The following is a 25,312-nucleotide window of genomic DNA, read 5'->3' as shown; positions in this document are numbered from 1 at the left end:
CGGTCTCGCTCTCCTCTTGCGTTTCGTGCGTGTCAGGTGCCGTTGCCGTCAGGCCGTGGGCACCTCGATGCCCTTGAGGTATGTCGCGAAGGACTGCAGCCCCGGGTGCTCGGCCCGCAGCGACTCGATGTCGGCCTGGTATCCGTGGAACTGGAACCACTCGAACATCAGGGCGATATCGGGGGCGTTGGGGATGTACGGGTTGTTCGCCACCGCGTCCAGCGCCAGCTCCTCGAACCGGGCCGGCAGGCCCGAGCGCGCCGAGAACGCCTGCGCGATCTCCGTCGCGGTCAGGGCGTCACCGGCGATCTCCACCGCCCGGCCGACGTACGCCTCCGGCCGGTCGAAGGCCTCGGCGGCGAACCAGCCGATGTCGTCTACCGCGATGAACTGCACCCGGGTGTCGGGCCGCAGCGCCAGCCGCACCAGCAGCGTGCCGTCCACCAGCTCCGGCCCGTGGGCGGCGAAGTTGTCCATGAAGAACGTCGGGCGCAGCACCGTCAACGGCACACCCGTGCGCTCCAGGTACCGCTCGATGCCCCGCTTGGAGTCGAAGTGCGGGACCCCGCTCTCCCGGTCCGCGCCGCCCACGGACGTGTACACCACGTGGCCGATTCCGGCCGCCTCCGCGGCCCGTGCGAGCGCCCGGCCCTGGCGGACCTCGCCGCCCAGCCCGGCCGGGGTCATGAAGTTCTGCACGGCGAACAGGCCGTGGAAGCCCTTCAGCGCCGACCGCAGCGAGGACTCGTCGTCCAGGTCGCCGCGGACCAGTTCCACGCCCAGGTCCGCGAGCGCTCGCGCCCGCTCCGAGGCCGGGTCCCGCACCAGCGCCGACACCGACCGGCCGCGGCGGATCAGCTCACGGGCCACCGCCCCGCCCTGCAGACCGGTCGCACCGGTCACCAGGATCCTGCTCATCTGACAATCCCCTTCGGATTCGGGTTCCGGCTGCTCACTCGAACAGAGCCGCGTTCTCGACGGCCCACCGGCGGTAGGGGCGCGGCTCGCGTCCGGTGAGGTCACGCACCGCGCGGGTGGGCTTGGCCCACGGCACCTCGGGGCTGCGCAGGGCCGCCACGTTGGTCTCGGCGGCCGGGCGGTCCCCGGTGATCCCGGTGAACACGTCCACCACCTCCTCGGGCGGCGCCACCGAGAACTCCAGCTCCCGTCCCAGTACTTCGCCCAGGATCCGGGCCTGATCCTCGGAGGTCAGCGTCTCCGGGCCGGTGAGCAGGTACGACTTCCCCAGGTGGCCGTTCTGCGTGAGCGCGACCACCGCGACCGAGGCGATGTCGTACTCGTCGATCGGAGCACCGGGGTTGTTTCCGATCCAGCAGCGCACCGAGTCGGTCTCGCGGACCGTACGGATCCACCAGGAGGTGTTGGCGTGGAACGGGCCCGGCCGCAGGAAGGTCCACGGCACCCCAGACTCCTCGATCGCCACCTCGGAGGCCCGGTGCTCCTGCGAGATGCCGTGCGGCAATGGGTGCTCGATGCCGGCGGAGGACAGCAGCACGATCTGGGAGGTGCCGGCCGCGCGGGCGGCAGCTGCCACGTTCGCTGCCTCTCCGGCGACGTCGCCGGAGAGCACCACCAGGGCTGCGGCTACCCCGTCGAAGGCGGCTGCGAGCGAGGCGGGGTCGGCGGGGCTGCCCGCCGCCACCTCCACGCCCGCGGGCAGGTTCGCCTCCTCGGGGTTGCGGCTCAGCGCACGGACCGGGTGGTCCAGCGCGAGCAGCTGGTCGACGGCCTCGCGGCCGACCTTGCCAGTGGCTCCGGTGACGAGGAACATGCTCAGTCCCTCCAGCCCTGCGGCTCCGGCCACGGGGAGCCGAGCTGCCGGTACGTGCCCTGGTAGTCCGGCCAGTCGCGGTGGTCGCGGATCTTGCCGTCGACGAAGCGGATCAGGTGGATCTGCTCGCCGGAGAAGACCCGGCCGGTGGCGGCCATGCCGACGAGGTCGCCCACGTGGCGGCCGTAGAGGACGAGGTAGGCGCGCACCCATTCGCCGCGCTCCTCCAGCTGCACCTCCTCCAGGCGGGCCTCCTGGGAGAACGTCATCCGCAGCCACTTGACGGCCATGGCGAAGGAATCGGGACCACGCAGGTCCATGTGCTCCATCGAGGCCGGATTGAGGTAATCCGGGTGGATGTATTCCGCCACGTCGTCGGTATTTCCGGTGTTGTAGGCCTGGATCATCCGGCGCACAGCGTCTATCTGGCCGCTCATCGCATTCCTTCCTCGGAATATGTCCCAGCTCTCCGGGTCTTTCGCAATCTTGGTGGAAAAGAAGGCGTCCGGACAACCTCCGGGAATATGCGAGTCATGTCTCATCGGCGAGAATCGAACAATCCTGGAAGGGAACTCGAAGGAATGTGCAGCAGACTTCGAGGAGATTTCGAGCGAGGCTCTGCGGCCGTGGCGCGGGCCCGGCCCTCAAGTGCCGCTCGGCCAGCCGTCGAGCGCTTGGAGAGATGGTCGGACGCGTCCATGCCCTTGACGGAGGTAGACCAATGACGACAGAGACCAACACGGTGGCCCTGGTCACCGGCGGCACCAGCGGGATCGGGCTGGCCGTGGTGCGCGACCTCGCCCGCCGCGGTCACCGGGTCTTCCTCTGCTCCCGAACCGAGCAGCAGGTCAAGGAGACGGTGGCGGAACTGCGTGCCGAGGGCCTGGAAGTGGCCGGCACCGTCGCCGACGTCCGCGACCCCGGGTCGGTCAAGGCGCTCGTCGCGGCCGCCGTCGAAGCCTTCGGCCCGATCGGCATCCTCGTCAACAACGCCGGCCGCAGCGGCGGCGGTCCCACCGCCGACCTCACCGACGAGCTGTGGGACGACGTCATCACCACCAATCTCACCAGCGTCTTCCGGATGACCCGAGAGGTCATCAAGAACGGCGGCATGGAAGGCTCCGGCCGTGGCCGGATCATCAACATCGCCTCCACCGCCGGCAAGCAGGGTGTCGTGCTCGGCGCCCCCTACTCCGCCTCCAAGCACGGTGTCGTCGGCTTCACCAAGGCCCTCGGCAACGAGCTCGCCCCCAACGGCATCACCGTGAACGCCGTCTGCCCGGGATACGTCGAGACCCCGATGGCCCAGCGCGTGCGCTCGGGCTACGCGGCCGCGTACGGCACATCCGAAGAGCAGATCATGCAGAAGTTCACCGCCAAGATCCCGCTCGGCCGGTACTCCACCCCGGAGGAGGTCGCCGGTCTGGTCGGCTACCTGACCACCGACACGGCCGCCTCCATCACCTCCCAGGCCCTAAACGTCTGCGGCGGCCTCGGCAACTTCTGACCCGGGAAGGAGAAGCCAACGACAGCGACAACGCCCCCCCGGGCGACAGGCTTCCAGCCGGAGGCACCACAGCAGGCCCACGTCCGGACTCGCAGATCACGGACCTACACGAATGTTCGACTCCGTCGCCGATTTGATGGTGAACGGAGAGTCTGTGAATACAGTGTTTTCGGGATCGGGGTACCTCGTCGCCAGCACCCCCTCGGACGGTACGGAGAACCCAGGACGGGCCTTCACATCCGACTCGATCGTGGCCGGTACACCGGGCGGCCCCGACGACCCGCCCTCCCGCCGGGTCACGACGGCCGCCCCGCACCGGGGGATGGTTGCTCCGTACGAGGGACCGGCCTCTGCGGGATCTCACGACAATCTCGTCCGGGCTCGGGGCGAGACGGTGATGCCGCGGCCTCCGGCCGGGGCCGGCAGTGGTGGCCGAGTGGCGCGAGTTGGCGGGGTGGCGAGCCTGACAAACTGACCGGCAGCGGGCGGCCACCGACGGCGCGATCGGCCAGGGTACGGGTATAGCGGCTGTGCACCCGTGTCGAATCCCGGCCGCACTCCGGATAGGCAACCATCAACTCGCGGGTGCGGGCCGAGATCCGAACCACGCCGCCCTCCACCCGCACCGCATCGAGGTGCGGGAACACAACCCGTATGAGGTCATCACACTCGCCGAGAATGCCGGAACGCATGACGGAGCGTCACCGGCGTACGCTCGCATGCCCCGGCTTCACGGAAATCTTGCCAGGGCCCCTCATGTGCAGAGGTGCGTACGGGTTCAAATGCAGAGGTTCCCCGGCATGTCGTGATGTCGGGTTCATGAGGTAGGTCACCCTTCGCTCGAGTGTGTGATGAAAGGAGCGAAAGGTGACCCGTCTCTATGATCCTGCAGACGGACGACGCCCTCGGGGTGCGAACCGGGCATCCCATCAAAAGGACCAGATCAGCGCCTACTTCGTTGCTTTTTCGGCGAGTACTACCGGAACCCCGAGGTAGCGCACCCGCCTCCTGGACGGCGGCCTGACGGCCATCACACCCCCGGACCCCAAACCCCGGGCACCGAGACGGCGGGACGGCAGCGAGGAGCCGTCGTCACCGGCTCCATGCGACACGCGAGGTATCACCCGATGACGTGGACCAGACGCAGCGACCCAAGCGACCCGAACAGGCAGGGACGGCGGCGAGGAGGGCGGCCAGGACGGGTGTCCTGCGCGAGAGAGGGCGGCCGCGGTCGCCGCCGAGATCGCCGCGATGCCCGCCCCCGCGACCGTCGTCGAACAGCTGGCCGGGGAGGCCACCGCGTACTCCACCGGAGCTCCGAGCTGATTCGATGCGCCCGGGGGAGGCTCGAAACCTCTGGATCGCATCGGTCCCGCAAAGGAGTCAGCTGTCCATGCGTGGCATCATCCTCGCCGGCGGAAGCGGAAGCCGGCTGCACCCGATCACCCAGGGTGTCTCCAAACAACTACTGCCCGTCTACGACAAGCCGATGGTGTACTACCCGCTGTCGGTGCTCATGCTGGCCGGCATCCGGGAGATCCTCCTCATCTCGGCGCCCCGCGACCTGCCGCTGTTCCAGCGGCTGCTGGGCGACGGCTCGGCGCTGGGCCTGAACATCCGCTACGCCGAGCAGTCCCAACCGCGCGGCATCGCCGAGGCGTTCACGCTAGGCGCCGATTTCATCGGCGGCGAGCCGTGCGCCCTGATCCTGGGCGACAACATCTTCCACGGGAACCGGTTCTCCGAAGTGCTGCGCCCACACACCTCGATCGCCGAGGGCTGCGTGCTCTTCGGCTACCCCGTGGCGGACCCCCAGCGCTACGGGATCGGCGAGGTCGACGCCTACGGGCGCCTGGTCTCCATCGAGGAGAAGCCCAGGAACCCGCGGTCGAACCTGGCCGTCACCGGCCTGTACTTCTACGACCGCGACGTCGTGGAGATCGCACGCGAGCTGCACCCGTCCGCCCGCGGCGAGCTGGAGATCACCGACGTCAACCGGCGCTACCTGGAGGCGGGCACGGCCCGACTGGTCGAACTCGGCCGGGGTTTCGCCTGGCTCGACACCGGCACCCACGACTCGCTGATGGACGCCGGCCAGTACATCCAGACCCTCGAACGCCGCCAGGGCATCCGCATCGCCTGCCTGGAGGAGGTCGCGCTGCGGATGGGCTTCATCGACGTGGACGCCTGCTACCGGCTGGGCGAGGCACTCGCCGGTTCGGGCTACGGCCAGTACGTCATGGACACTGCGGTGTCGACCGGGGCCCGGCTGGAACAGGCCCTGGCGGCCAAGTGAGGGACACCCAATCCTCGATCGACAGTGGAAGGACAGGACGTTATGAGAATCCTGGTGACCGGGGCGGCCGGGTTCATCGGCTCCCACTACGTTCGCACGCTCGTCGACGGCGGCTATCCCGGCGAGGAGGCCTCCCACGTCACGGTGGTCGACAAGCTCACCTACGCGGGCAACCGGGCCAACCTGCCGCTCGGCCATCCCCGGCTCACCCTGGTGGAGGGGGACGTCTGCGACCTGCCGCTGCTGCTGGAGGTGCTGCCGGGGCACGACGCGGTGCTGCACTTCGCCGCCGAGTCGCACGTCGACCGCTCGCTGCACTCCGCCGCGGAGTTCGTACGCACCAACGTCGCCGGGACCCAGACTCTGCTGGACGCGTGCCTGCGCACCGGCGTCCAGCGGGTCGTGCACGTCTCCACCGACGAGGTGTACGGATCGATCGACGAGGGCTCGTGGACGGAGCGGAGCCCGCTGCTGCCCAACTCCCCCTACGCGGCCTCGAAGGCCTCCTCCGACCTGATCGCCCGCTCCTACTGGCGCACCCACGGCCTGGACCTGTCGATCACCCGCTGTTGCAACAACTACGGGCCCTACCAACACCCGGAGAAGCTGATCCCGCGCTTCACCACCAACCTGCTCCAGGGCCGCCGACTGCCCCTGTACGGCAGCGGCGACAACGTCCGGGAGTGGCTGCACGTAGACGACCACTGCCGTGCGCTGCACCTGGTGCTGACCAGGGGCCGGGCCGGCGAGGTCTACAACATCGGCGGCGGCCACGAGCGGACCAACCGGCGGCTTACCGAGCTGCTGCTGGACCTGTTCGAGGCGGACTGGAGCGCGGTCGAGCAGGTGGCCGACCGCAAGGGCCACGACCTGCGGTACTCCCTGGACGACGGCAAGATCTGCACCGAGCTGGGCTACGCGCCGCGGATCGACTTCGAGGAGGGCCTGGCGGCGACGGTGGCCTGGTATCGGGACAACCCCGGCTGGTGGAAGCCGCTGCTCAACGAGGCGGCGCGGTGACGGCCCCGGACCCGGCCGCCGGGCGCACCGGCCCGCAGCTCCTGGTGGTCGGTGCCGGCCCGGTCGGCCTGAGCGCCGCCCACGAGCTGGCCCGGCACCGCGTCGCGGTGCGGCTGGTGGACGCCGCCCGGGGCCCCGCCACCACCAGACGGGCCCTGGCCACGCACGCCCGGACCCTGGAGACCTACAACCAGATGGGGGTCCTGGACGAGCTGCTGCCGCGCGGGCAGCGGGTCGAGCACTTCACCCTGCACCGGGGCGGCCGGCGGCTGGTGCGCTTCGACACCGACCACAGCCGGCTGACCAGGTCGCCGAACACACCGGCGGTACCGTCCGCAAGGCCCTGGTCGACCAGGGCATCAAGAACCAGGTCACCGCACACGGCACCAGCCTGGGCATCGACGTCGAGATCATCGAACACAACCCGCAGGACCGCCGGTTCGTCCCGCAGCCGAAACACTGGAGGGTCGAACAGACCTTCGGGATCCTGATACTGCGCCGACGCCTGATCCGCGACTACGCGCACCGCCCTTCCTCCTCCGCCTCACGCGTCTACTGGGCGATGAGGCGTTGTCACGTTGTCGGTGGTGCGGTCGATCGGTGGTGTGTTGGGATGTGCCGAGGCCGGGGATGGTCTGCTGTTCAGGCCGTGGCGGACAGGCCGGTGGCGCTGGTGACGTGGTTCCGGATCGAGAACCTGATGGTTATTTCGCGGCGGTTGCGGGTGGCGGTCATGAGGTGTCGGCCGGGCCGGAAGTGCAGGCTGATGCCGGTGAACGCGGCGAGGAACCGCTGTGCTCCGCCGACGATGCGGAAGCCTTTCATCGCGCGTTCGCGCTGCCTGGTGGGCTGGTGCGAGTTCTCGGCCCGTTGTTCAGCCTCTTGTGGGAGCGGTGCTCCACCGGGGGCATCACCTCACGATGCGCGGCACCGTAGGAACGGAGCTTGTCCGTCACGATCACCCCTGGCGCCCGTCCGGTGATCTTGAGGAGTCGGCGGAAGGAACGCCTTGTCGCGACGGTTCTGGACGAGAATGTCGAGGACGTTGCCGTCCTGGTCGACGGCCCACCACAGGTACTTCCGCTCGCCGTTGACCTTGATGAAGACCTCGTCGAGGTACCACTTGCCACCCGGCTACGGGCCCCGTCGGCGCAAGGCGTTGGCGTAGGCCTGGCCGAACTTCAGGCACCACCGCCGTACGGTCTCGTAGGAGACGACCACACCCCGCTGGAGCACCAGCTCCTCGACCTCACGGAACGACAGCGGGAACCGGAAGTACAGCCGCACAGTGCGCGATGACCTCCACCGGGTACCGGTGGTTCCTGTACGACGGCGCCACGACAGACACGACGACCCCCTCCCTGGAAACGATCAGTCCGAAGATCATCCCATCCCGCCGCCAACAAAGTGACAGTGCCCGAGGAACGCTTCCGCTTGCGGCCTGGCCGGGGAAGAGGGTCAGTGCGTCCGTTTCTCGATCAGAGCCGCCAGACCGTCCAGGACCCGGCCCAGGCCGAACTCGTAGGCACGCGCCGGACTGTACGCACCACTGTGGGCCTCGCCCGCTGCCGCACCCACCCGTGCGGCGGTCGGGTAGCGCTCCGGGTCGAACACTCGGGCGAGCAACTCGGCGTTGCCCGCCCACCATTGCTTGTCGCTCATCGCACTGTCCTGCTGGACGGCTCGCTCGTCGGCGGCCATCCGGGCAAAGGTCTGCACGAATCCCAGCAGATGGGTCAGCGCGGCATTCAGTTCGACATCGTCTAGGCCTGTGCTGTCCAGCGCCTGCAGCTCGTACTCGTACTTGGCCATCAGGCCGGGGCCGAGCGGTGGGCGGCTGGTGGAGACGGCCGCCATCCAGGGGTGGGCTCGGCAGAGCGCACGATTGTCGTCGGCGACGGCGGCGGCTCGGGCACGCCAGCCGTCGTCGGCCGGCATGCTGCGCGGCATCCGGGCGTAAACGGTGTCCACCATCAGATCGAGCAGCTCAGCCTTGCCGGGGACGTAGGTGTAGAGCGCCATCGGTGAGAGGCCGAGCACCTGGGCGACTCGCCGCATGGTAACAGCCTCGACGCCCTCGGCGTCCGCGAGCTCGATGGCCGCCATAGCGACCTGCGCCGTCGAGAGTGCCGGGCGGGGGCCGCGCCGACCGGCTGTGGTCGTCGTTCCCCACAGCAAGGCGAGGGTGCGTGCAGGGTCTTCCGCTCCGCTCCGGTTCGTGGCCATGCGGAGATCCTGCCACACAATTCTCCGTACTATGTATAGCGTTCGCGGTGCGGAGAGTCGTGAACCGGATCCCGACCGGAGGACCCGCTCTCGAAGATCAACAGATCCGCCGTCGCGCGTGCTGGCCTGGCGTTTGAGGGGGTGTATTGGGCAGGTGTTTTGGGAGCCGCCCGGACGACGAGATCGAGGGCCACTTGCGAGCTTGTGAAGCGGTCTCGATTGAAGGGCGCGGCAGGATGCCGGCATCGCCACTTTCGGGTGACCGTGTCCAGCGTCGACAGGGCGGTGGGGCAGGGGTCAACATTCCCAGAATGTGTAGCGCGCTTGACATTCAAAGCGGGTGAGAGCATGCTGAATGTCAAGCGCGCTACACATTCGGTGGCGCTGGCGAAGGGGAGACGGTCATGTCGGACACCATCACCGCAGGGCAGGTCCGCGAGCTGTGGGACGCCCCTGCCCTCACGGCGGTCATTGACCGGGGCGAGGACCTCGCCCCGGTGACGAAGGACGACCTGGCGGTGCTCGCCGACCAGCTCGACACCGACGACCAGGGTCGCCCACTGGAGGACCAGTGGGACGTTCTGGCCGACCAGCTCAACAGCGACGCCGGAGCGGAGCCGACCACGGGGCCGGCCGCCGACGTCCTCCAGGCCGTCGAGGACGCCCGCCGCTACCGGGACAAGGTGAAGGCCGACGCCGACGACGAGTTCAACTCGCTGATCCGCTCCGCGATGCTCAACCGGAAGGCCACCAAGGTGAAGGTCGCGGAGCTGGAGAAGGCCGCGGGCCTGACCCGCGCGCGGCTCTACCAGATCCGCGACGGGCGCCGCTGACCCGTGGACCCCCTCGACGCCGCCTCCCACCTGGTCACCCGGCGGGAAGCCGAACCGATCCTCGGCTACGCCCCCGGCAGCCTGAAGACCGTGATGCAGCAGCAGCGCGGCTGCTGGCCCGACCCGGTCGCCTGCCGCCGCCGCGGCCGCGCGCTGCTGTGGGAGCTGGACGCTCTGCTCGCCGTTGCCCGTCCGGCCGCCGAGGTGCGCTCACGGCGCCCGGACGGCGCCGACGTCGACGGGTTGGTGACCTGCCTGGCCTGCGGGCGTCGATTCCGGTCCCTGGCACCGCACCTCGCCCGCGTCCACGACATGTCGGCCACCGCCTACCGCGCGGAGTACGCGCTGCCCGCCGGCACCGTACTGATGGCCACCGACGTCCGGCGCTCGCTGTCGCGGACCCGCCGCGAGGCGATGGCCGCCGACCCGGACCTGCTCGACCCGATGCGGGCAGCAACGCCTCCCCTGGACGTACTCGCCCGCCGCTCGGCTGCCGCACGCGCGGGCACGAACGGCCTTCCCGCGGTGCGCGCCGCGCGGCGATCCGCAGCCCTGCGCACCGTTCAGGCCGCCCAGCAGGCCCGCCGAGACGCCCTCGAAGCGACCGCACGGGCAGCCGGCTTCGCGTCGATGACCGAGGCGATCGAGGCCACCCGCGACCTGCCGAGCCGTGCCGCGGCCGCCCGGATCGGCGTCGGCGCCAGCACCGTGAAGCGCTGGCGGCAACGGCCCCGTCGGCCCGCTCAACCGTGACGAGCGGTTCGGCCAACTGCAGCATCCGAGTTCAGCAGTACAGCGCCAGAGGGCACCCGGCACGACCGCTGCTGCCTGGACTCGGGTGGCTCCCGTTCTCATTACCGAAGTGGCTCTCGTTCAGCCTGTCGAAAACAGAGGGGGTGTTGCTCGGATGTGGGATGGGCGTTTGTCACGTTGTCGGTGGTGCGGTCGATCGATGGTGTGCCGGGATGTGTCCAGGCCCCTGGTCGGCCTCGACCTGCGGGCCACGACCCTCACCACCCGCATCGCCGCCCTGGTCCGTGACACCGGCACCGGCGGCCAGAAGTTCCTCGACCGCGCCGCCGTCCTCGACGCCGAGGTCCGTGCCTCCGATGTCCGGGCCGCCCGCACCACCCTCGCCCTCGCCTTCCACCATGCTGTCCTCGACGACGACCACGGCCTGGACCACGCGATCCGCGACCTCGACCAGCTCACCCGCGGCCACAACTACGACTACGACATCGCGGCATTCATGGCCAGCCGCGAACTCCAGTACCCCTCCCCCGCCCGTCGGCGCCAGGACTTCACCTGGGCGGAAATAAAGAAGATCGACCGGGCCATCGACCACGGTGAACGGACCATCACCCTCACCTCAACCGACCGCGAGATCACCCTCGACCTGCCACCGGGACACCGCTGACACGACCAGCACCGTCCGCCCCCCGCGTGCACCCGTGAGCCGAGTACAGCCGCCCTCCCCGGGAAACCTGTGACCACTCGGGAGGGAAACCGCATGATCACAACGAAGAGCACCTCGGACCCACTGAAAGCACTGCTGCGCCTGCTCGAGGCACTGGACGACGAGCAGCTCGCGAGATCCTGGGAGACCACAGAAGTCCGGCTGCGCGCCGAGGCCCGCCGCTCATTCCAGGCGATGCTGCCGATGGCGCGGGCGAGCGCGAAGACCGCGCCAGAGGACCTCGCCTCCGCCCGGCTGATCGTCGCCCGGGACGAAGCACTCGCAGATCTGGCCGTCCTCGCCCGCGACACCGCCACCGCCAGCCGTATCCGGATCCGGCTCGTCCTCGGCCAGAACGGCAACAACCCCAACGACAACAAGCACCGGCGCGACCTCGCCCACCTGATCGGCGAGCGCACCACCACCGTGCTGCGCATGCTCTACCACTGCCCGCATCCCGATCCCGTGGCAGTCCTCCCCCGGGCCCGGGCCGCCCTGGAACCGGTCCTGCAGTGGAGCGCGAACACGCGCATCCTGTACGGACAGACCCCGCAGCTCAAGATCTGGGCCACCGCCCTCGGCCACGCCACCGACACATTGACCCCAACGCCCGCCATGTAGCCACCACGGAGTCACCGCCCGAAGACCGGCGCGGACCGCAGTGCGTGGTGCCCACAGCCGGAAAGGCTTCGTGTCCGCGACCGCGCCACGGTGCGCCGGGGGCACCATGGCCTGCCTCAGCTGCCGGGCCCGATTCCTCTCGTCTGCGGTGAGCGGGCCGGCTCGCCACGTGTCCATGCCGCTCGCGTCGAGCGTCGGATACACCCTGCCGGAGGCCACGACCTCCAGTCCCAGGCGGATCACCTGACGCCAGACCCCGACCGAGTGCACCTCCTTATCCCCTGTCCGGGGAGATGAGGCAGTTCGCCAGCAACCGCAACGGCACCTGCCAGCACACCACCTGCTGAGGGCCGACGCCCGCGCACGCTCAGGGCAGCACCAGGTGGCCGCGCACGCCTGCATGGGCCTGGGGCAGCGCGTGTCCATCGGTAGCCCGTCCGATCGGTAGACCAGGAACCGGGGGGCCGCCTCCTGCACGTCGATCGTCAGCTCTGCCCCCTGCTGCCAAAGGTCCGTCGGCTGTCTGCCCGGCAGCACGGCTGCCGCCACCGGAGCAGGGTCTGAGTGCGTGGTCCCGTTCCCAGGGACTGAAGGTCCGGTGGTCGTCGGTCCCTGGCCTGACGAGGGTCAGGCCTCACCGGCAGGGACCGTCCTGGGGCCGTCGCCTTTGGGTCCCTGCCGGATCCAACTTCGGTCCCTGTCTCATTTTTGCAGGTCAGAAGCCCTACGGACCTCTATCGAGGGACTGAAGGGACTGAACCTCCCGATTATGAGCGGTTCTTTGAACTAGGGGATGGTGCTCACATGTAGGCGCGCGTAGGTACGATCCATAAGAGTTCTGGCCATAATTGGAAAGTTGAGTCCCTTCAGTCCCTGATGGCGGGCGTGCATGCCACTTGAGCTGGTGCTTTTACGGCAGGGACTAACGGCAGGAACCTCGGCGCGGCTCAGACCCTCCGGGGAGCCGACAGTCCCTTGCCTGTCGGGACGGACGAGCAAGGGACTGGAGGGACCGAACTTCAGTTATTGGTTCAGCCAACCGGCGTGTCCGGCGGACCTCAGCGTGTCGACCGATACAGTTCGGGAGTTCGGTCCCTTCGGTCTCTCCTATAACGGGCAAAGTACCCTGCTCCACCCCAGCCTGGAGGGCTGTTCGTTTCCGGAGCGCGGCAGCCGGACGCGGGCGGTGGCGGGGTGACGGGTAACCACCTCGGACACTGACCGCGCTAGGCTCTGGATCTCATTCCAGATTTCGGTCCCTTCGGTCCCTTGGGTCCCTTGCCCCCAGGTGGCCAAGGGACCCAAGGGACCGACCTCCAGTGAAGGACGAGCGTGCACGTTGAGCTGAGCGGTGAAGCCTCCGCGAAGCCCACGAGCGGGATCGTGGTGGCTCGCTGGTGCGCGGCCCAGGGCTGGCCGGTCCATCCGCTCTCGCCGGGGCGCAAGACCCCTGCGGGAAGCTGCAGGCGCTGCCGGGAGACCAGGGACGATCCACTGACCTGCGTGTGCATTCGGGAAGGCCGGTACTGCCACGGCTTCCAGGCAGCCACCACCGAGCTGTCCCTGGTGGACGCCTGGTGGCAGGAGAACCCGGACTTCGGGGTGGGTGTGGCCTGCGGGCCCGCAGGCCTGGTCGTCCTCGACGTCGACGTCCACACCAAGGGGGTTCCGGTCCGCTCGCTCCTGCTACCCGGGATCAGCATCCATGAGCAGGTCAACCTCGACGGCCTGACCACGGGATACGACACCCTGGCGCTGCTGGCCGCCTACCGCAGCCAGAGCGACCCGGCGCAGGACCCTTCGACCCTGCGGGTGCGCACCCCCTCGGGCGGACTGCACATCTGGTACCGCAGCACCCTGCCCTTCCGCTGCTCCACCGGATCCAGCTCGCGGGCCGCGCTGGCCTGGCAGGTCGACGTGAGGGCCACAGGCGGGTACATCGTCGCTCCGGGCACCCGAACGCCCGCCGGCACCTATCAGGTGGTCGGCACCGCCCGGCAACCCGCACCGCTGCCGTCCTGGCTCGCCGACGAGCTCATTCGCACCGGTCACCACAACGCTGAAGTCGAAAGCCAGGACCTGGCCCAACTGCCACCGGGCCCCTCCGCCCGGCGGCGCAGCCCCGCAGCGGCCGCGCGCACCCTCGCGCCGCTGCTGGAGGAGGTGTCCGAATGCGGCCGGGTGCCCGAGGGCGCCAGCTTCACAGAGAAGCTGAACCGGGCGGCCTACACCGCAGGCGGACTCGTCGCGGCCGGACACCTCGACCACGGCCAGGCCGTCACCCTGCTGAGCGAGGCAGCGCTGGCCGCCCGCCCCCGGCAGGTGCGCCGGATCGACGACCTGATCACCGCTTCCCTCGCGGCGGGTTCCCATCGCCCGCTCCACCTCAAAGGAGGACGACGTCGATGAGCGCCGCTGACACCCCGGGCGGGTTCGACGCCGCTGCCGCGGCCCAGCAGATGCTGCTGCTCGAAATGCAGCCCACCGCCCCGGCCCCGCTGCCGGCCCAGAAAGCCGTCACGGCCGAAGGCGGCCACGAGGGGTGCGGGCTGCTGCCGGGTTCGCTGACCGACCGGGGCAACGCCAAGCTGTTCATCCGCCTGTACCAGGGCGTCTTCCGTCACGTCGAGGGGAACGGCTGGTACGAGTGGGCGGGCTACCGCTGGGAGCGGGGCGCCGAGAAGGCGGTCCTGTGGGCCGCCGGGGAGCTCGCCGAGCAGATGCCCGTGAGCGATCCGGACCTGATCTACACGGACCGGGAGATCGCCCTGCACCGCCGGCGTGCCAGCTCCACCGCCGGCATCAAGGCCTTCCTGGAGCAGGCCCGGTCCTCACCGGACCTGTCGATGGCGGCCGAGGACCTCGACAGCGACCCCTGGGCGCTGTGCACCCCGGCAGGGGTCGTCGACCTGCGCACCGGCGAACTCCACAAGCCGGCGCCCACCAACGGTAACCATTCCCGGGCTACCAGCGTTGCCCCGCACGACACGCCCACGCCCCGCTGGAACCGGTTCCTCGGTGAGACGTTCGGCGCCGACCAGGCCGGCCGGGAGATGATCGACTTCCTGCACGTCCTGCTCGGCTACTCCATCACCGGCGACGTCGGCGGCCAGGTGCTCCCGTTCCTGTACGGGGACGGCGCGAACGGGAAGAGCGTCTTGTTGGACGTCGTCCTCCAGGTCCTCGGCGACTACGCCGACGCGGCCCCGCCCGGCTTCCTGATGGACCGCGGGGCTTTCAGCGAGCACAGCACCGAGCTGACCGAGCTCCACGGCCGGCGCCTGATGGTCTGCTCCGAGCTCAAGGCGACCGACCGCTTCGACGAGGCCCGGGTCAAGCTGCTCACCGGCGGCGACAAGATCAAGGCCCGGCGGATGCGCCAGGACTACTTCTCGTTCCGCCCGACCCACCACCTGTGGCTGCAGGGCAACCACCGGCCGGAGGTGACCACGGGCGGATTCGCCTTCTGGCGCCGCATCCGGCTCGTACCGTTCGAGAACACCGTCCGCGACGAAGACAAGATCGACAACCTCGCCGCCGAACTCGTCCGCGACGAAGGACCCGGCATCCTCCACTGGCTCGTCCAGGGCGCCCACCGCTACAACACCCTGCGGGAACAGCGCCAGGCCGGGGCCAACCTGCCCGACCCGCTCGAAGGGCCCACCCGGGTGCGCCTGGCGACGGACGCCTACGCCACCACCGAGGACACCATCGGGCGGTTCCTCGACGAGTGCTGCACGCGGGAGAGCGAGGAAGCCGACCTGCGTGTCGAGCAAGGCCAGCTCTACGCCGCGTACGCGTCCTGGTGCAACGCGGGTGAGGGGAGTCCTCCCACCACGAAACGGGCCTTCGCGACCCGGGTGCGCAACGAGCTCGGCATGGCCACTCCGAACGACATGGTGAAGTCCAACGGACGCAAGTTCTACCCGGGCATCGGGCTTCTCGCCCACGCCGACTGACCCCCGCCTCAGGGCGGCGCCCGCAGGCGGAACCAGAGCTCCGTGCCGGGCCGCCTATGTCCCGGGCTCCTCGCACTCTAGGATTTAGGAACGAGCGCGATGCTCCTACCAGCCACCCATCCCCGGCCCGCAGTCACGAAGGAAGGCCCCAGGTCATGAGCTCGCTACTGGACGGCAGCGTTCTCAGCCACGAGGAAGAGGTGGTGTGGCTCGAAGACCTGTCCGCGCTCGACTACGTACGCCAGACCATCGACAAGACTCCCCGCCGCCGGGGCAAGCCCCGCTGGATGCGGGACGGACGCATGGTCGGCTACGCCGAGCTCGACGGCGGAGCGGAAGCCGACCCCGACAGCGGTCTGCACCGCCGCCGCGTCTTCTTCCTGCTGCCTCACGACCGCGACCTCGACCCTGATGGCCTCTATGCCGCCGGCGCACCGGGCGAGGCCGTCGATCCCCGTACCGTCAGACCTCGGACCGTCGGGCAGAAGACCCCACGCTCGCAGCGCGGAATCAGCGCCTGACCGCCCGAAGGTCAGGCCACCCGAGAATCCGCAATCACGGATCCGTCCACACCCCTGCCTGGTCACGGATGCGCTGCTGTCGGTGTGAGGTCTCAGGAGATGCTTGACGTCTTGGCATCAGGACATGCTTGACGGGCTGTCGGGCTTGGTGCCTACGCCTCGGACGTGGAGGCGGGTTATGGGCCCGGTGGTCTTGCGGGGCCTGATAGCGAGTTCCTCCTCGCCGTGCAGGATCCGCAAGTGGGTGTCCTCGATGACGACGGTGACGAGCTTCCCGGCGTGCCGCGGACCGAGCTTGATCGACTGCCGCGCGACCATGATCCGGCCGCTCGCGTGGACACGTCGCTGGGCTCGGATGGAGCCGGCGGGAAGTGGTGGCGGCGGGAGTGCAGTCGAGGCCGTCCGTGCGCCGGGCAGCTGCGCGAGTTGGTCCGCGCTGATCGGGCAGGGCCACGTTCCCACCAGGGCGTTGTCGGCGATGGCGTGCATGAGATGTCCGTCCAGCCGCAGGACGATCGTGCGCCCGCCCAGGGCGAAGCCGACCACGCACTTGGTGTTCGCGATGGAGATGTGGCCGTCGCGGTGCACCTTGCGGTCGACCTCGACGGCCTGACCAGCGGCCAGCACTGTCTTGCCCTTGGCCCGGGGCAGGGCGGCGGTGGCGGGCTCGGGACGACCAGGTCGGGCGCCGCGCATGGCCAGGTAGGCCAGATCCTCAGGCAGCAGGCGGGAGCTGACAGTCCGCACGAGGTGACCGTCGAGGAGAACGTGGACGCTCCGTAGGTCCACCCAGACCGTCAGCGTCCGCCCTGCCAGTCCCTGGTTCACTGCGACACGCTGCTTGCCCGGGACCAGGCTGAGCTCACCGCCGGGCGGCACGCGCAACTCGAACTCGACGGCACCCTCGCCCGGGGCGTCCGCTGGTGGCTCGATCACGTCGATCCGCAGCTCCGGCACCGGTTCCGGGTCGACGGCAGGAGCCGGCGGGGCTGTCTCGCGTGCGGGGCCGTGCGGCCGGAACAGGCTGGCTGGGACAGCCATGTCCAGTGCCTGGTGCGGTCGCTGGTGATTGTAGGCGCGGACCCAGGAGTCGATGGCCTCTTGGGCGGCAGCCAGGGACTCGAACGGTGCTACGTGATCGAGGAGTTCGGCGCGCAGGGTCTTGTGGAAGCGTTCGATCTTGCCGGTCGTTGTGGGCGAGCGCGGCTTGGTGTGCTTCTGGGTGATTCCGTTCTCGCGGCAGACCCGTTCGAAGAGCACCTCGACCGGTTGGGGGCGGTTGTGACGGCCGGTGAACTGTTTGCCGTTGTCGGTCAGCACCTCGAAGGGCACTCCGTAGCGGCGCATCGCCGCTGAGAACGCCCCGCAGACCGCACGTCCGCTCGGCACCGCCACCACCGAGGCGATCACGATGAACCGCGAGTGGTCATCGATGCCGGTCACCATCTTGCACTCGCGGCCGTCGGCCAGCGGCACCCCGCCGACTAGGTCGAGCTGCCACAGGTGCATCGGAGCCTCGCGCTGCCAACGTTTGTAAACGCGCGAATGCCGTTGCTCCTGCGGCTGTGTCAGCCCATTGCGGTCCAGAACCCGGTGCACGGTCGCTCGGGACGGCGCCGGATCCAGGCCGCGCAGGCTCAGCTCGTGGCTGATCCGCCGGGCGCCCCAGCGCGGGTGCTGCCGCCGGACATCGCAGATCAGCGCTTCTACCTCGGCCGCCAACCGGGTCGGGCTGGTCCTGGGCCGGCGCGACCGGTCGGCAAGCCCGGGCAGGCCCGCCTCCTCGAACCTCTTCCGCCACGTGTGGAGCGATTGCCGGGACGTGCCGTAGCGCGCAGCTACCTCCCCGATCGGCGAGCCGCCAAGCACCTCCCGCACCGCCCGATACCGGTACTCCACCGTCGCCTGCTGATCCACGATCCCCGCCCAACGCCACCGATCCGAGCCAGGCGTAGAAGATCACCGATCACACGGACGGTCAACCATGTCCTGAGAACGAATGGTCAACGATGTCCTGAGACCTCACACCGAGAGCTGCCGCTTTCCCCTGCGCCTTCCCCACCTGGTGCCCTCCCCTGACACGCCGGCACGGCCGAAAGGATGCCCAGCCGTCACAGGCTTCAAGCCGGTTCCCGACCCCCGTGGACGGGACCGGGCCACCGGCCGGTACAGCCGGTGCCGTCGCACACCGACCGGACGCGCTCGGGGCCGGTCGGCGCGAGGACCTGGACCCGCCCCCGCTTGCTCCCCGCCTCGTTCGACGGTGCCGGTCGGCGGGCGGGTGGTGGAGCGGTCTGGGGCACGCGGCACCGGCGAGGGTCGTCGGCGGCCGCATCGGGCGCGCGGTGCCGCGTCGGCGCGGTGAGGGCTCGGCCACCGAGGGAGGGTGTTCGTCCCCGCGGTGTTGTGAAGCAGGCGGCTGGTGCTGGGCTCAATCACCGGCAGGGGCGCCCACGGGGCCGGAGCACGCGCCGCGGCCCGGTGGGCGTCGTGCGGCGCGTCTACTTCTTGGGGCATCCGGCGGCGGCAGCCTGCGTGTCCAAGTCCTTGTTCAGGGCGTCACGCTCGGCCTTGCTCAGTGCCTTGTTGGGGTAGGTCATGTCGACGTCGTGGGGCTGGCCGGACGCCGTGACCGTCATCTGGGCCCGGACCTGGTCCGGGACCAGCGTGCTGTTGTTCGGGTAGTGGGCAGAGACCCGGTAGGTGGTGGCCGGGGCTCCCCACTGGCGCAGGCACCGCACGACGGCGGTCTCGAAGGCGAGGAAGACAACACGGTTGACCGAGGTGCCCTGCATGGGCACCAAGTTCTCACGGACGCTGGGGCCGTTGAACCGGTCGGCGATCAGGTGCCCGCCGTCGTACCCGGTCAGGCCGTCCCGGTCCGCGTAGTGGCCCACTCTCGCCGTGCACGCGCTGTCGCGCCCGCCGGGCTGCTCCACGAGCGTGCCCGCCGGCGCGAGGGCGCTGTCCGGCCGCCCCTGGGCATCGGCGTGAAGCTGGTAGCCGTTGATGGTCGTGGTGCCGGACGGCACCGTCTCCCCGGGGCAGTCGAGGAGCGCCGCGGACGCGGCCGACGCGGGCATCACGAGGGATCCCGCCAGCACCCCGACGATGCCGAGCAGCGCGCCGGCCCGCAGCAGGGACCGCAGCCGGCCACCCGGGCGCGCGGCCGCGGCAGGGCGGACAGGGGCAGGGGCGGGAGCGGCGGTGGAGGTGGGGACCGGAGCGGGCACGGCTCTCCTTCTGGGCTCGGCACCCCGGCAGCCCCGGCCGGGCCCCGGTGGTGCTGAACACACCGGTGAGGCCCGGTGTGCGCGGTACGCGTACAGGGACTACGGGGCAACCGGACTTCGCCGGCTGACACGTCGACAGCGCGGCACCGCCTGAGCGGATCGCATACGACGCTGTGCAGCATCATCGCAGCGCCGGCACCGGCACAAGGCCGGAACAACAAAACAGGCACAGGAACTGACGACCGGCCACAAGCCCAGGCAGGCCAGCCCTCCCACAACCGGGGCAGGCCCGCACCCCAGGAACGCGCCTGCCCACTCACCACCGCCAACGGCCCGTGGCTTCAGGCGGTCGCTCATCCCTGCCGATGGTTGTCGGAGCTGAGCGGGCGTTCGGTGACACGCCCGCGGCCGCCCCGGGACCGGTGCCGGGCGGTCAGTGCCAGCCGACGGTCAGATGGCCGAGCACCGTGACGAGCGCCGAGGAGATGGTGCCGCCCAGGGCCGCGGCGATGTAGGCACCCGTGAACCTGCCGGGATCCCGCCAGGCCGGGACAGGACGGGTACTACGGCGGGTCGTGGCGCGCGGGTTCCTGTTCACGGATCTCCGTCCTTCCCTGCGGCCCCGCCGGCCGAACAGCCGGCGGGGGCGTTCGCGAGATCGCGGCCCCGTGGCCGCCGACCATCTCACACGGGAAGGTCTCCTCCGCCAGGGTTCAGCGGACCGTCACCGTCGAGGCCGCGGCACGAGCCCGCGCTCCGGACGCTCCACCGGGTCGGGCCGCAAACTGTCCACCAGCGGCGAGGACCGCAGGACGTGGTGGTAGCCGGCTGCGCCGCCGCCACCCAGGGATTCCAGGTAGAACACCCGCAGGATCACCGCGAGCCCAGGCCGCCTCTGTCCCGTATCCAGGACTACAGGCGTGGCCTTGTCGAACCAGGGTCGAGGAGAGAGGAGTCGTCGCGGCCGGGTGTGGATGAGAGCCACAGGCGCAGGAGCCAGTGCTCGGCGCTGTGAGGGATGGCCTCGGCGCCGACCGGGCGGCGCGTGTCCGTTGGCGCGCTGCGCCACGCGTCGAGGTTGTACCGGCCGGGCGGAACGGTCAGGTGACGCGGGGCGGGCAGGTGCGAGACGCCGGAGCACAGGGCCAGGCGACCGCCGTCGAGGGCGACGGCCAGGCGGATGTGGTCGGCGGGTGGGCCGGCAAGGTCGGGCGGCTGGCCTGACCAGAGTTCGAGGGTGACGTCGGGGTAGTGGTCGGCCAGCGCGCTGTTGAGGGTGGCCGCGCCCGCGCCGACGGTGGCGAGGGTGCCGCGCTCGGGCGTGGGCGGCTGGTCGTCGGGGTCGCCGGTGCGCGGGGCCGCGGTGTCCACGAGGTGAAAGAGGTGGTCCTCGGCGCGGACCTCCTGCCGCAGGGCGGCGAGGAGGTACGGCGGGCCGGCCGGGTTCACGGCGTCCTCCCCTGCGGGCAGTCCCGGTCCGCCGTCGGCGGGGGTCAGGGCGCGGTGGCGACGTAGAAGGGGTCGTTGGTCTCGTCGCTGCCCAGGATCCGCCGGCCGGTGTAGAAGGCGCCGAGGGTGCCTCCGGCCGACCGGTTGTCGGAGTCGTCGATCGGGTCGACCGAGTAGTCGTCGGTGAGGTTGTCCGCGCCCTCAAGGGTGGACGCGAACGGGTACTCGTCGCAGTCCAGCCCGCGGCCGGCGTAGCCGGGGTAGTACGTGTTGCAGGCGGCGACCGCGGTGTCGCGGTGGCCGTCGATCAGGGTGGGATCGGCGGTGCGGTGCAGCGGGCTGGTGCCGGGCGCGCCGGGGATGGACTTGCCGGGCTTGGGGGGCACGGTCTGGTCGGGGTGGTACTGGGCGAGGTTGATGTGCGCGACGGACTCCGGGGTGTCGGAGTGGTGGAACGTCACCGTCTCGGTGACCCAGGGGAAGACGCAGCCCTCGCCCGCGTAGGTGCTGGTGAGGTACGGCGCGGAGTCGCAGCGGATCTTGCTGTCGGGCCCGTCGGTGGTGTCGGGTCCGGTGTCGCCTCCGGTGAGGGCGAAGTGCCAGGCCAGGTTGGCGTAGCTGATCGCGGCTGCGCCCAGGCCGGCTGTCGCGGGCTGGGTGAAGGAGTAGTAGCGGCTGGTGACCGTTCCTTCGGCGATCCACTGGCCGATGGTCTCGATGTTGGGGCCGCCGAAGCCGTCGGCGACCGTGCAGGGCCCGAAGCCGTCGGCCGCTTTGCAGGTCACGTCGGCGGACAGCAGCAGCTCGGCGATGTCGCCGTCCAGGGTCCAGTTGTTGAGGACCTGGACGACGTCGACCTCGCGGCCGCCGTTGCGCCCGTACTGCAGGTCGGTGATCTCGACGGTGGCGGTGCCGACGGTCACGCAGATGAACAGGTAGCAGTCCTGGTTGACCAGCTTCAGGTTGAGGGCCTGGCAGGCCGCGAAGCGGGACTTGCCCCAGCCGGTGCCCCCGAACGCGTCGTCGTGCCCGCGGCACTCGTCGACGGTCATCAGGTCCGGACCGGTGACCGGGATGCGCAGCTGCGGGGGGACGCGGTCGGCGGGTGCCGGCCGGCCGGGGGCCGGTTCGCGTCCGGTCAGCCGGCCGCCCGGGGTGCCGGGTTTGGTGGAGTGGTCCGGGGAGATGGAGATCAGGTGGCGGTGGTAGTGGCGGGGCTCATCCCCTCGGGGGGTGGCGGCACCGGCGACCTGGGCCTGGCCGGTCGTGGCGAGGGCGGCGAGCACCGCCGCCAGGGCGACAAGGACGCGGACGGCGCGCTGGCGGCGGCCCGGCCGGAAGAGGGTTCGGGGCGGGGTGGGTTCCTGGCGGGCCATCGGCCCCTCCATCCTGTGACGGGTCGGCTGACGGGGCGTGCCGGGCTACCGGGGGTCAGCGTCCGTGCGCGGCGATGCGCCAGGTCTGGTGCGAGTTCCCGGTCTCCGTCAGCGTCTCGTCCGAGATGATCTGCCGCGTGTAGTGGTCGCGGTAGAAGCGGTCGCCGGCCTCGAACGCGGCGACGTCGTTCTCGCACACGCCCTCGCGCGGGCAGTGGTCGACCCGGATCTTCAGCACCACCGTGCGGAAGTCCGGTGTCGCCTCGCCGTTCTGGTACCAGGCCCGCACCCGCCAGCCCGCCTTGCCGAAACCGCCGACCGGCTCCGCCTGCGCCACTGTGAACGACCACTGGGCCGCGTCCGTCCAGGCACACGCCTGCACCGAGACGTCGACCTCCGCCGCCTTCACGTAGTTGCCGTACCAGTCGAGCGTCTGCAGCTCATAACTCGGCGACGGCGCGCACGTGCCCTTCACCTCGTCAGCCCGGGCACCGCCCACAGGCCCTACCACTACGGCGCCGAGCGCCGTCAGCACACCGAACCCGGCAGCCGCCGACCGCCGCCACCCCAGACGTGTTCCCATCCCGTCCTCCAACAGGCCGCCGAACCACCCCACGGGAAACCCGGTCCGACCGCCCCGGCCAGGACCAACGCCTCCGCCCACACGTCATCAAAAAGCTACGCACAGAAACGGCCGTGGACGGGAAGCACTCAACCAAACCACCCGGACGAGGGAACCAACCGGCCCACGCCCCGGTCGGTACCACGAGCATCCCGGCGACGCGGACGACCTGCAGCGCCCGGGCCGCACCCGGGCAAGTTCTACCGGAGGTTCCACTCCTCGCGGGGCAGGGAGTGCCAGAGGTCGAGCCAGTTGTGCAGCAGGAAGCCCGAACATCGCACACTTCCCGGGCACCCCGGACGCCCCGGACGCCCAGGAGGTCACTGCGACTGCGCGGCCCTGGCCTGCTCGACCTCGTCGAGGTGGGACTCGCCCCAGGTCAGCAGGGGCTGCAGCGCCTGGCGGAGGGAGCGTCCGAGGTCGGTGAGCTCGTACTCGACGTGCGGCGGGACGACCGGGTAGACGGTGCGGTTCAGCAGGCCACTGCCCTCCAGCGAGCGCAGGTGCTGGGTGAGCACCTTGGGCGTGATCCCGACGACGGCCCGCTGCAGCGCGCTGTAGCGGGCCGTTCCCTCGGACAGCACGCACAGGATCGACAGCATCCACTTGTCGGCGATCAGGTCGAAGACCCGACGGGTGGTGCAGCCCTGCTCCAACGGCGCGGCGACGGCGCCGACGGCGGTCCCGGCGACGCCGGTCGGAGTGGTGCCGACTGACGTGGTGACGGGCGAGGTGGTGACACTATCCATCGGGATAGTATGGCACTTGAGAGTGCATACTTCCCGGCTGGTGCAGTACTCCCGAGACTGGATGCGTGACTACCTCTCCCTCCATACCCGACTCCCTGAACGCGCCCGGCAACCCGGCCGAGGCGCCGAAGCGCGGCACCACGCCAGTGCGCGGCTCCGCGGCGGTGCTGGCCGTCCTGTGCACCGCCCAGGCGCTCGACATCATGAACCTCTCCTCCGTCAACATGGCCCTGCCCGCGATGGCCAGGGACTGGCACGCCTCCCCCGGGCAGCTCTCCTGGGTGGTGTCGGCCTACTCCCTGATGTTCGCCGGCTTCCTGCTGGTGGCCGGTCGGGCCGCCGACCTGTACGGGCGGCGGCGGGCACTGCTGGGCGGGATGGCCGTGTTCGCCGCTGCGTCCGCCGTGGTGTGGGCGTCGCCTTCGCTGCTGCTCGCGGTGGCGGCCCGTGCCGTCCAGGGGGCCGGCGCCGCGGTGACCGTCTCGGCCGCGCTCGGGCTGATCGGCGCACTGTGGCGGGAGGAGCCGGGGCGGTCGCGGGCGCTGGGGGCGTTCGGGGCGATGGGCGGCGTCGGGCTCGCGTTCGGGCTGGTCGTCGGCGGGGCGCTGGCCGGCTCGGTCGGGTGGCGGGCGATGTTCGCCGTGAACGTCCTGGTGGTGGTCGTGCTCGTGGTCGCCGTGCTCGCGCTGATCCCCGCGGACGATCCCGGCGACCGGGCCCGCGGCCGCCTCGACCTGCCCGGTGCCGCGCTGGCGACGGGCGGTCTGCTGGGCCTGTCCTTCGCCTCGACCCGACTGGGCGGGGACGCGGCCGATCCGGCCGGCTGGGCGGCTGCGGTCGCCGCGGCAGCCCTCCTCGCGGGCTTCGCGCTCCGGCAGCGGCGGGTGGCCGAACCACTGGTCCCGCCGGCGGTGTGGCGGCGGCCGAACCTCGCCGCGGCCCTGGCCGTCGCCGTGTTCATGTACGCGGGCTGGGTCGGGGTGAACTACTTCGCCGCACTGCTCCTGCAGAACGTGCTCGGCTTCGGGCCGCTCGCCACCGGCGCGGCCTTCCTGCCGCTGGCCGTCGGCGGCACCCTGCTGCCCCTGGTCGCGGGACGCCTGGTGCCGCGGGTGGGCGTGCGCCGCCTCATGCTATTCGGACTGAGCTGCTCCACGGTCGGACTCGCCCTGTTCGCCCTGGTCGGGCCGGGCGCCGACTACTGGCTCGTGGTCCTGCCGATCCTGGTCGTCCTGATCGTCGGCCTCTCGCAGACCTTCGTCCCCGCGAACATCACCGCCCTGTCCGGCGCGGGGAGCGGCGAACAGGCCCTGGCCGGCGCCATGTTCAACACCGCGTTGCAGGTCGGGGGCGGGCTCGGCCTCGCCGTCCTGTCCACCGTGGCCACGACCGCCGACGACGTGCTGACCGGCTATCGGGCCGCCTTCCTGACCGCCGCCGGGCTCTCCCTGGCCGGACTGATCACCGTGCTGGCCGGCATCCGCGACCCCCGCCGCCCGTCCCGCTGACGCTCCGTCCCCGGACCCTGCCCGCTGACGCCCCGAGCGCGGACAGCCACTAGGGCGCGTATTCGGTCGTGATCAAGTGGTGCTTCTGGTGAGGTCTTTGATCCAGATCATTGCGCCGCGAAGGTGGAGGCCGGCGAGGTAGCT

General features: G+C 70.5%; 22 protein-coding genes and 3 pseudogenes. 13 read left to right on the top strand and 12 right to left on the bottom strand.

Annotated features, from left to right (window positions below):
• Nucleotides 1-48 precede the first annotated feature (48 nt).
• Genes ABTZ03_RS26205 through ABTZ03_RS26195 form a run of 3 tightly spaced genes read right to left on the bottom strand, consistent with a single transcriptional unit; the run spans nt 49 to nt 2,229 of the window.
• Nucleotides 49-918 (bottom strand): NmrA/HSCARG family protein, encoded by an 870-nt coding sequence (locus tag ABTZ03_RS26205; RefSeq protein ID WP_350515518.1) that lies wholly within the window; start codon nt 916-918, stop codon nt 49-51.
• Between the two features lie 34 nt (nt 919-952).
• The gene (locus tag ABTZ03_RS26200) at nt 953-1,792 is read right to left on the bottom strand and encodes an NAD(P)H-binding protein (protein ID WP_350515517.1); all 840 of its coding nucleotides are present in this window, start codon (nt 1,790-1,792) and stop codon (nt 953-955) included.
• A gap of 2 nt (nt 1,793-1,794) precedes the next feature.
• Nucleotides 1,795-2,229, bottom strand: a complete 435-nt coding sequence (locus ABTZ03_RS26195; protein WP_350515516.1) for a SnoaL/DnrD family polyketide biosynthesis methyl ester cyclase — start codon at nt 2,227-2,229, stop codon at nt 1,795-1,797.
• A 284-nt stretch (nt 2,230-2,513) separates the two neighbouring features.
• On the opposite strand from ABTZ03_RS26195, the gene fabG reads away from it, so the two are divergent.
• The 5 genes and pseudogenes from fabG to ABTZ03_RS26170 all read left to right on the top strand — a co-directional run.
• Nucleotides 2,514-3,299 (top strand): 3-oxoacyl-ACP reductase FabG, encoded by a 786-nt coding sequence (fabG, locus tag ABTZ03_RS26190; RefSeq protein ID WP_350515515.1) that lies wholly within the window; start codon nt 2,514-2,516, stop codon nt 3,297-3,299.
• Nucleotides 3,300-4,692: 1,393 nt separating this feature from the next.
• A complete protein-coding gene (rfbA, locus tag ABTZ03_RS26185) occupies nt 4,693-5,595 on the top strand; it encodes a glucose-1-phosphate thymidylyltransferase RfbA (RefSeq protein WP_350515514.1) in 903 nt (300 codons plus the stop codon).
• Between the two features lie 42 nt (nt 5,596-5,637).
• Nucleotides 5,638-6,615: a dTDP-glucose 4,6-dehydratase gene (rfbB, locus tag ABTZ03_RS26180; protein WP_502894585.1), complete on the top strand. Its 978-nt coding sequence runs from the start codon at nt 5,638-5,640 to the stop codon at nt 6,613-6,615.
• Nucleotides 6,582-6,833 (top strand): annotated as a pseudogene (locus ABTZ03_RS26175) (FAD-dependent oxidoreductase); the annotation flags it as partial. The gene rfbB and the pseudogene ABTZ03_RS26175, both read left to right, overlap by 34 nt.
• An 83-nt stretch (nt 6,834-6,916) precedes the next feature.
• Nucleotides 6,917-7,180: pseudogene (locus ABTZ03_RS26170) on the top strand (IS5/IS1182 family transposase); the annotation flags it as partial.
• 77 nt (nt 7,181-7,257) lie between these two features.
• On the opposite strand, the pseudogene ABTZ03_RS26165 reads toward ABTZ03_RS26170, so the two are convergent.
• Together ABTZ03_RS26165 and ABTZ03_RS26160 are read right to left on the bottom strand one after the other, a co-directional pair.
• A pseudogene (locus ABTZ03_RS26165) lies at nt 7,258-8,002 on the bottom strand (IS6 family transposase).
• Nucleotides 8,003-8,073: 71 nt separating this feature from the next.
• Nucleotides 8,074-8,841, bottom strand: a complete 768-nt coding sequence (locus ABTZ03_RS26160; protein WP_350515513.1) for a TetR/AcrR family transcriptional regulator — start codon at nt 8,839-8,841, stop codon at nt 8,074-8,076.
• Nucleotides 8,842-9,245: 404 nt separating this feature from the next.
• Between ABTZ03_RS26160 and ABTZ03_RS26155 the strand changes: the two genes are divergently transcribed.
• The 7 genes from ABTZ03_RS26155 to ABTZ03_RS26125 all read left to right on the top strand — a co-directional run bounded on the left by ABTZ03_RS26155 (nt 9,246) and on the right by ABTZ03_RS26125 (nt 16,231).
• A complete protein-coding gene (locus tag ABTZ03_RS26155) occupies nt 9,246-9,674 on the top strand; it encodes a hypothetical protein (RefSeq protein ID WP_350515512.1) in 429 nt (142 codons plus the stop codon).
• 3 nt (nt 9,675-9,677) lie between these two features.
• Nucleotides 9,678-10,427, top strand: a complete 750-nt coding sequence (locus tag ABTZ03_RS26150; protein ID WP_350515511.1) for a MucR family transcriptional regulator — start codon at nt 9,678-9,680, stop codon at nt 10,425-10,427.
• A gap of 214 nt (nt 10,428-10,641) precedes the next feature.
• A complete protein-coding gene (locus ABTZ03_RS26145; protein WP_350515510.1) occupies nt 10,642-11,091 on the top strand; it encodes a hypothetical protein in 450 nt (149 codons plus the stop codon).
• A 93-nt stretch (nt 11,092-11,184) separates the two neighbouring features.
• Nucleotides 11,185-11,751 carry a hypothetical protein gene (locus tag ABTZ03_RS26140; RefSeq protein WP_350515509.1) on the top strand — a complete coding sequence of 189 codons (567 nt, stop codon included), beginning with the start codon at nt 11,185-11,187 and terminating at the stop codon, nt 11,749-11,751.
• 1,386 nt (nt 11,752-13,137) lie between these two features.
• Complete coding sequence (locus ABTZ03_RS26135; protein WP_502894590.1) at nt 13,138-14,160, top strand: bifunctional DNA primase/polymerase; 1,023 nt, start codon at nt 13,138-13,140, stop codon at nt 14,158-14,160.
• Nucleotides 14,157-15,710: a DNA primase family protein gene (locus ABTZ03_RS26130; protein WP_350515507.1), complete on the top strand. Its 1,554-nt coding sequence runs from the start codon at nt 14,157-14,159 to the stop codon at nt 15,708-15,710. The genes ABTZ03_RS26135 and ABTZ03_RS26130 overlap by 4 nt, the downstream gene beginning before the upstream one ends.
• 155 nt (nt 15,711-15,865) lie before the next feature.
• A complete protein-coding gene (locus ABTZ03_RS26125; protein WP_350515506.1) occupies nt 15,866-16,231 on the top strand; it encodes a DUF6009 family protein in 366 nt (121 codons plus the stop codon).
• Nucleotides 16,232-16,348: 117 nt separating this feature from the next.
• Here ABTZ03_RS26125 and ABTZ03_RS26120 read toward each other — a convergent pair whose 3' ends face one another.
• From ABTZ03_RS26120 to ABTZ03_RS26090, 7 genes are all read right to left on the bottom strand, one after another.
• Nucleotides 16,349-18,151, bottom strand: coding sequence for an IS481 family transposase (locus ABTZ03_RS26120; RefSeq protein WP_502894589.1), 1,803 nt, complete (start codon nt 18,149-18,151; stop codon nt 16,349-16,351).
• A 581-nt stretch (nt 18,152-18,732) separates the two neighbouring features.
• Nucleotides 18,733-19,464 (bottom strand): DNA/RNA non-specific endonuclease, encoded by a 732-nt coding sequence (locus tag ABTZ03_RS26115; protein WP_350515504.1) that lies wholly within the window; start codon nt 19,462-19,464, stop codon nt 18,733-18,735.
• 433 nt (nt 19,465-19,897) lie between these two features.
• A complete protein-coding gene (locus ABTZ03_RS26110; protein WP_350515503.1) occupies nt 19,898-20,062 on the bottom strand; it encodes a hypothetical protein in 165 nt (54 codons plus the stop codon).
• 314 nt (nt 20,063-20,376) lie between these two features.
• Nucleotides 20,377-20,913, bottom strand: a complete 537-nt coding sequence (locus tag ABTZ03_RS26105; RefSeq protein WP_350515502.1) for a hypothetical protein — start codon at nt 20,911-20,913, stop codon at nt 20,377-20,379.
• Nucleotides 20,914-20,957: 44 nt separating this feature from the next.
• Complete coding sequence (locus ABTZ03_RS26100) at nt 20,958-22,289, bottom strand: NucA/NucB deoxyribonuclease domain-containing protein (protein ID WP_350515501.1); 1,332 nt, start codon at nt 22,287-22,289, stop codon at nt 20,958-20,960.
• Nucleotides 22,290-22,344: 55 nt separating this feature from the next.
• Nucleotides 22,345-22,764 carry a hypothetical protein gene (locus ABTZ03_RS26095; RefSeq protein WP_350515500.1) on the bottom strand — a complete coding sequence of 140 codons (420 nt, stop codon included), beginning with the start codon at nt 22,762-22,764 and terminating at the stop codon, nt 22,345-22,347.
• Between the two features lie 467 nt (nt 22,765-23,231).
• Nucleotides 23,232-23,660, bottom strand: a complete 429-nt coding sequence (locus ABTZ03_RS26090; RefSeq protein ID WP_350515499.1) for a winged helix-turn-helix transcriptional regulator — start codon at nt 23,658-23,660, stop codon at nt 23,232-23,234.
• Between the two features lie 65 nt (nt 23,661-23,725).
• On the opposite strand from ABTZ03_RS26090, the gene ABTZ03_RS26085 reads away from it, so the two are divergent.
• On the top strand, nt 23,726-25,168 hold the full coding sequence (locus tag ABTZ03_RS26085) for an MFS transporter (protein ID WP_350515498.1): 1,443 nt from the start codon (nt 23,726-23,728) through the stop codon (nt 25,166-25,168).
• The last annotated feature ends 144 nt before the right edge of the window (nt 25,169-25,312 follow it).

This window comes from Kitasatospora sp. NPDC096077 (assembly GCF_040303245.1).
Taxonomy (GTDB): domain Bacteria; phylum Actinomycetota; class Actinomycetes; order Streptomycetales; family Streptomycetaceae; genus Kitasatospora.
The sequence above is the reverse complement of the archived record's forward strand: the minus strand, read 5'-3'. Positions and strand labels throughout refer to the sequence as shown.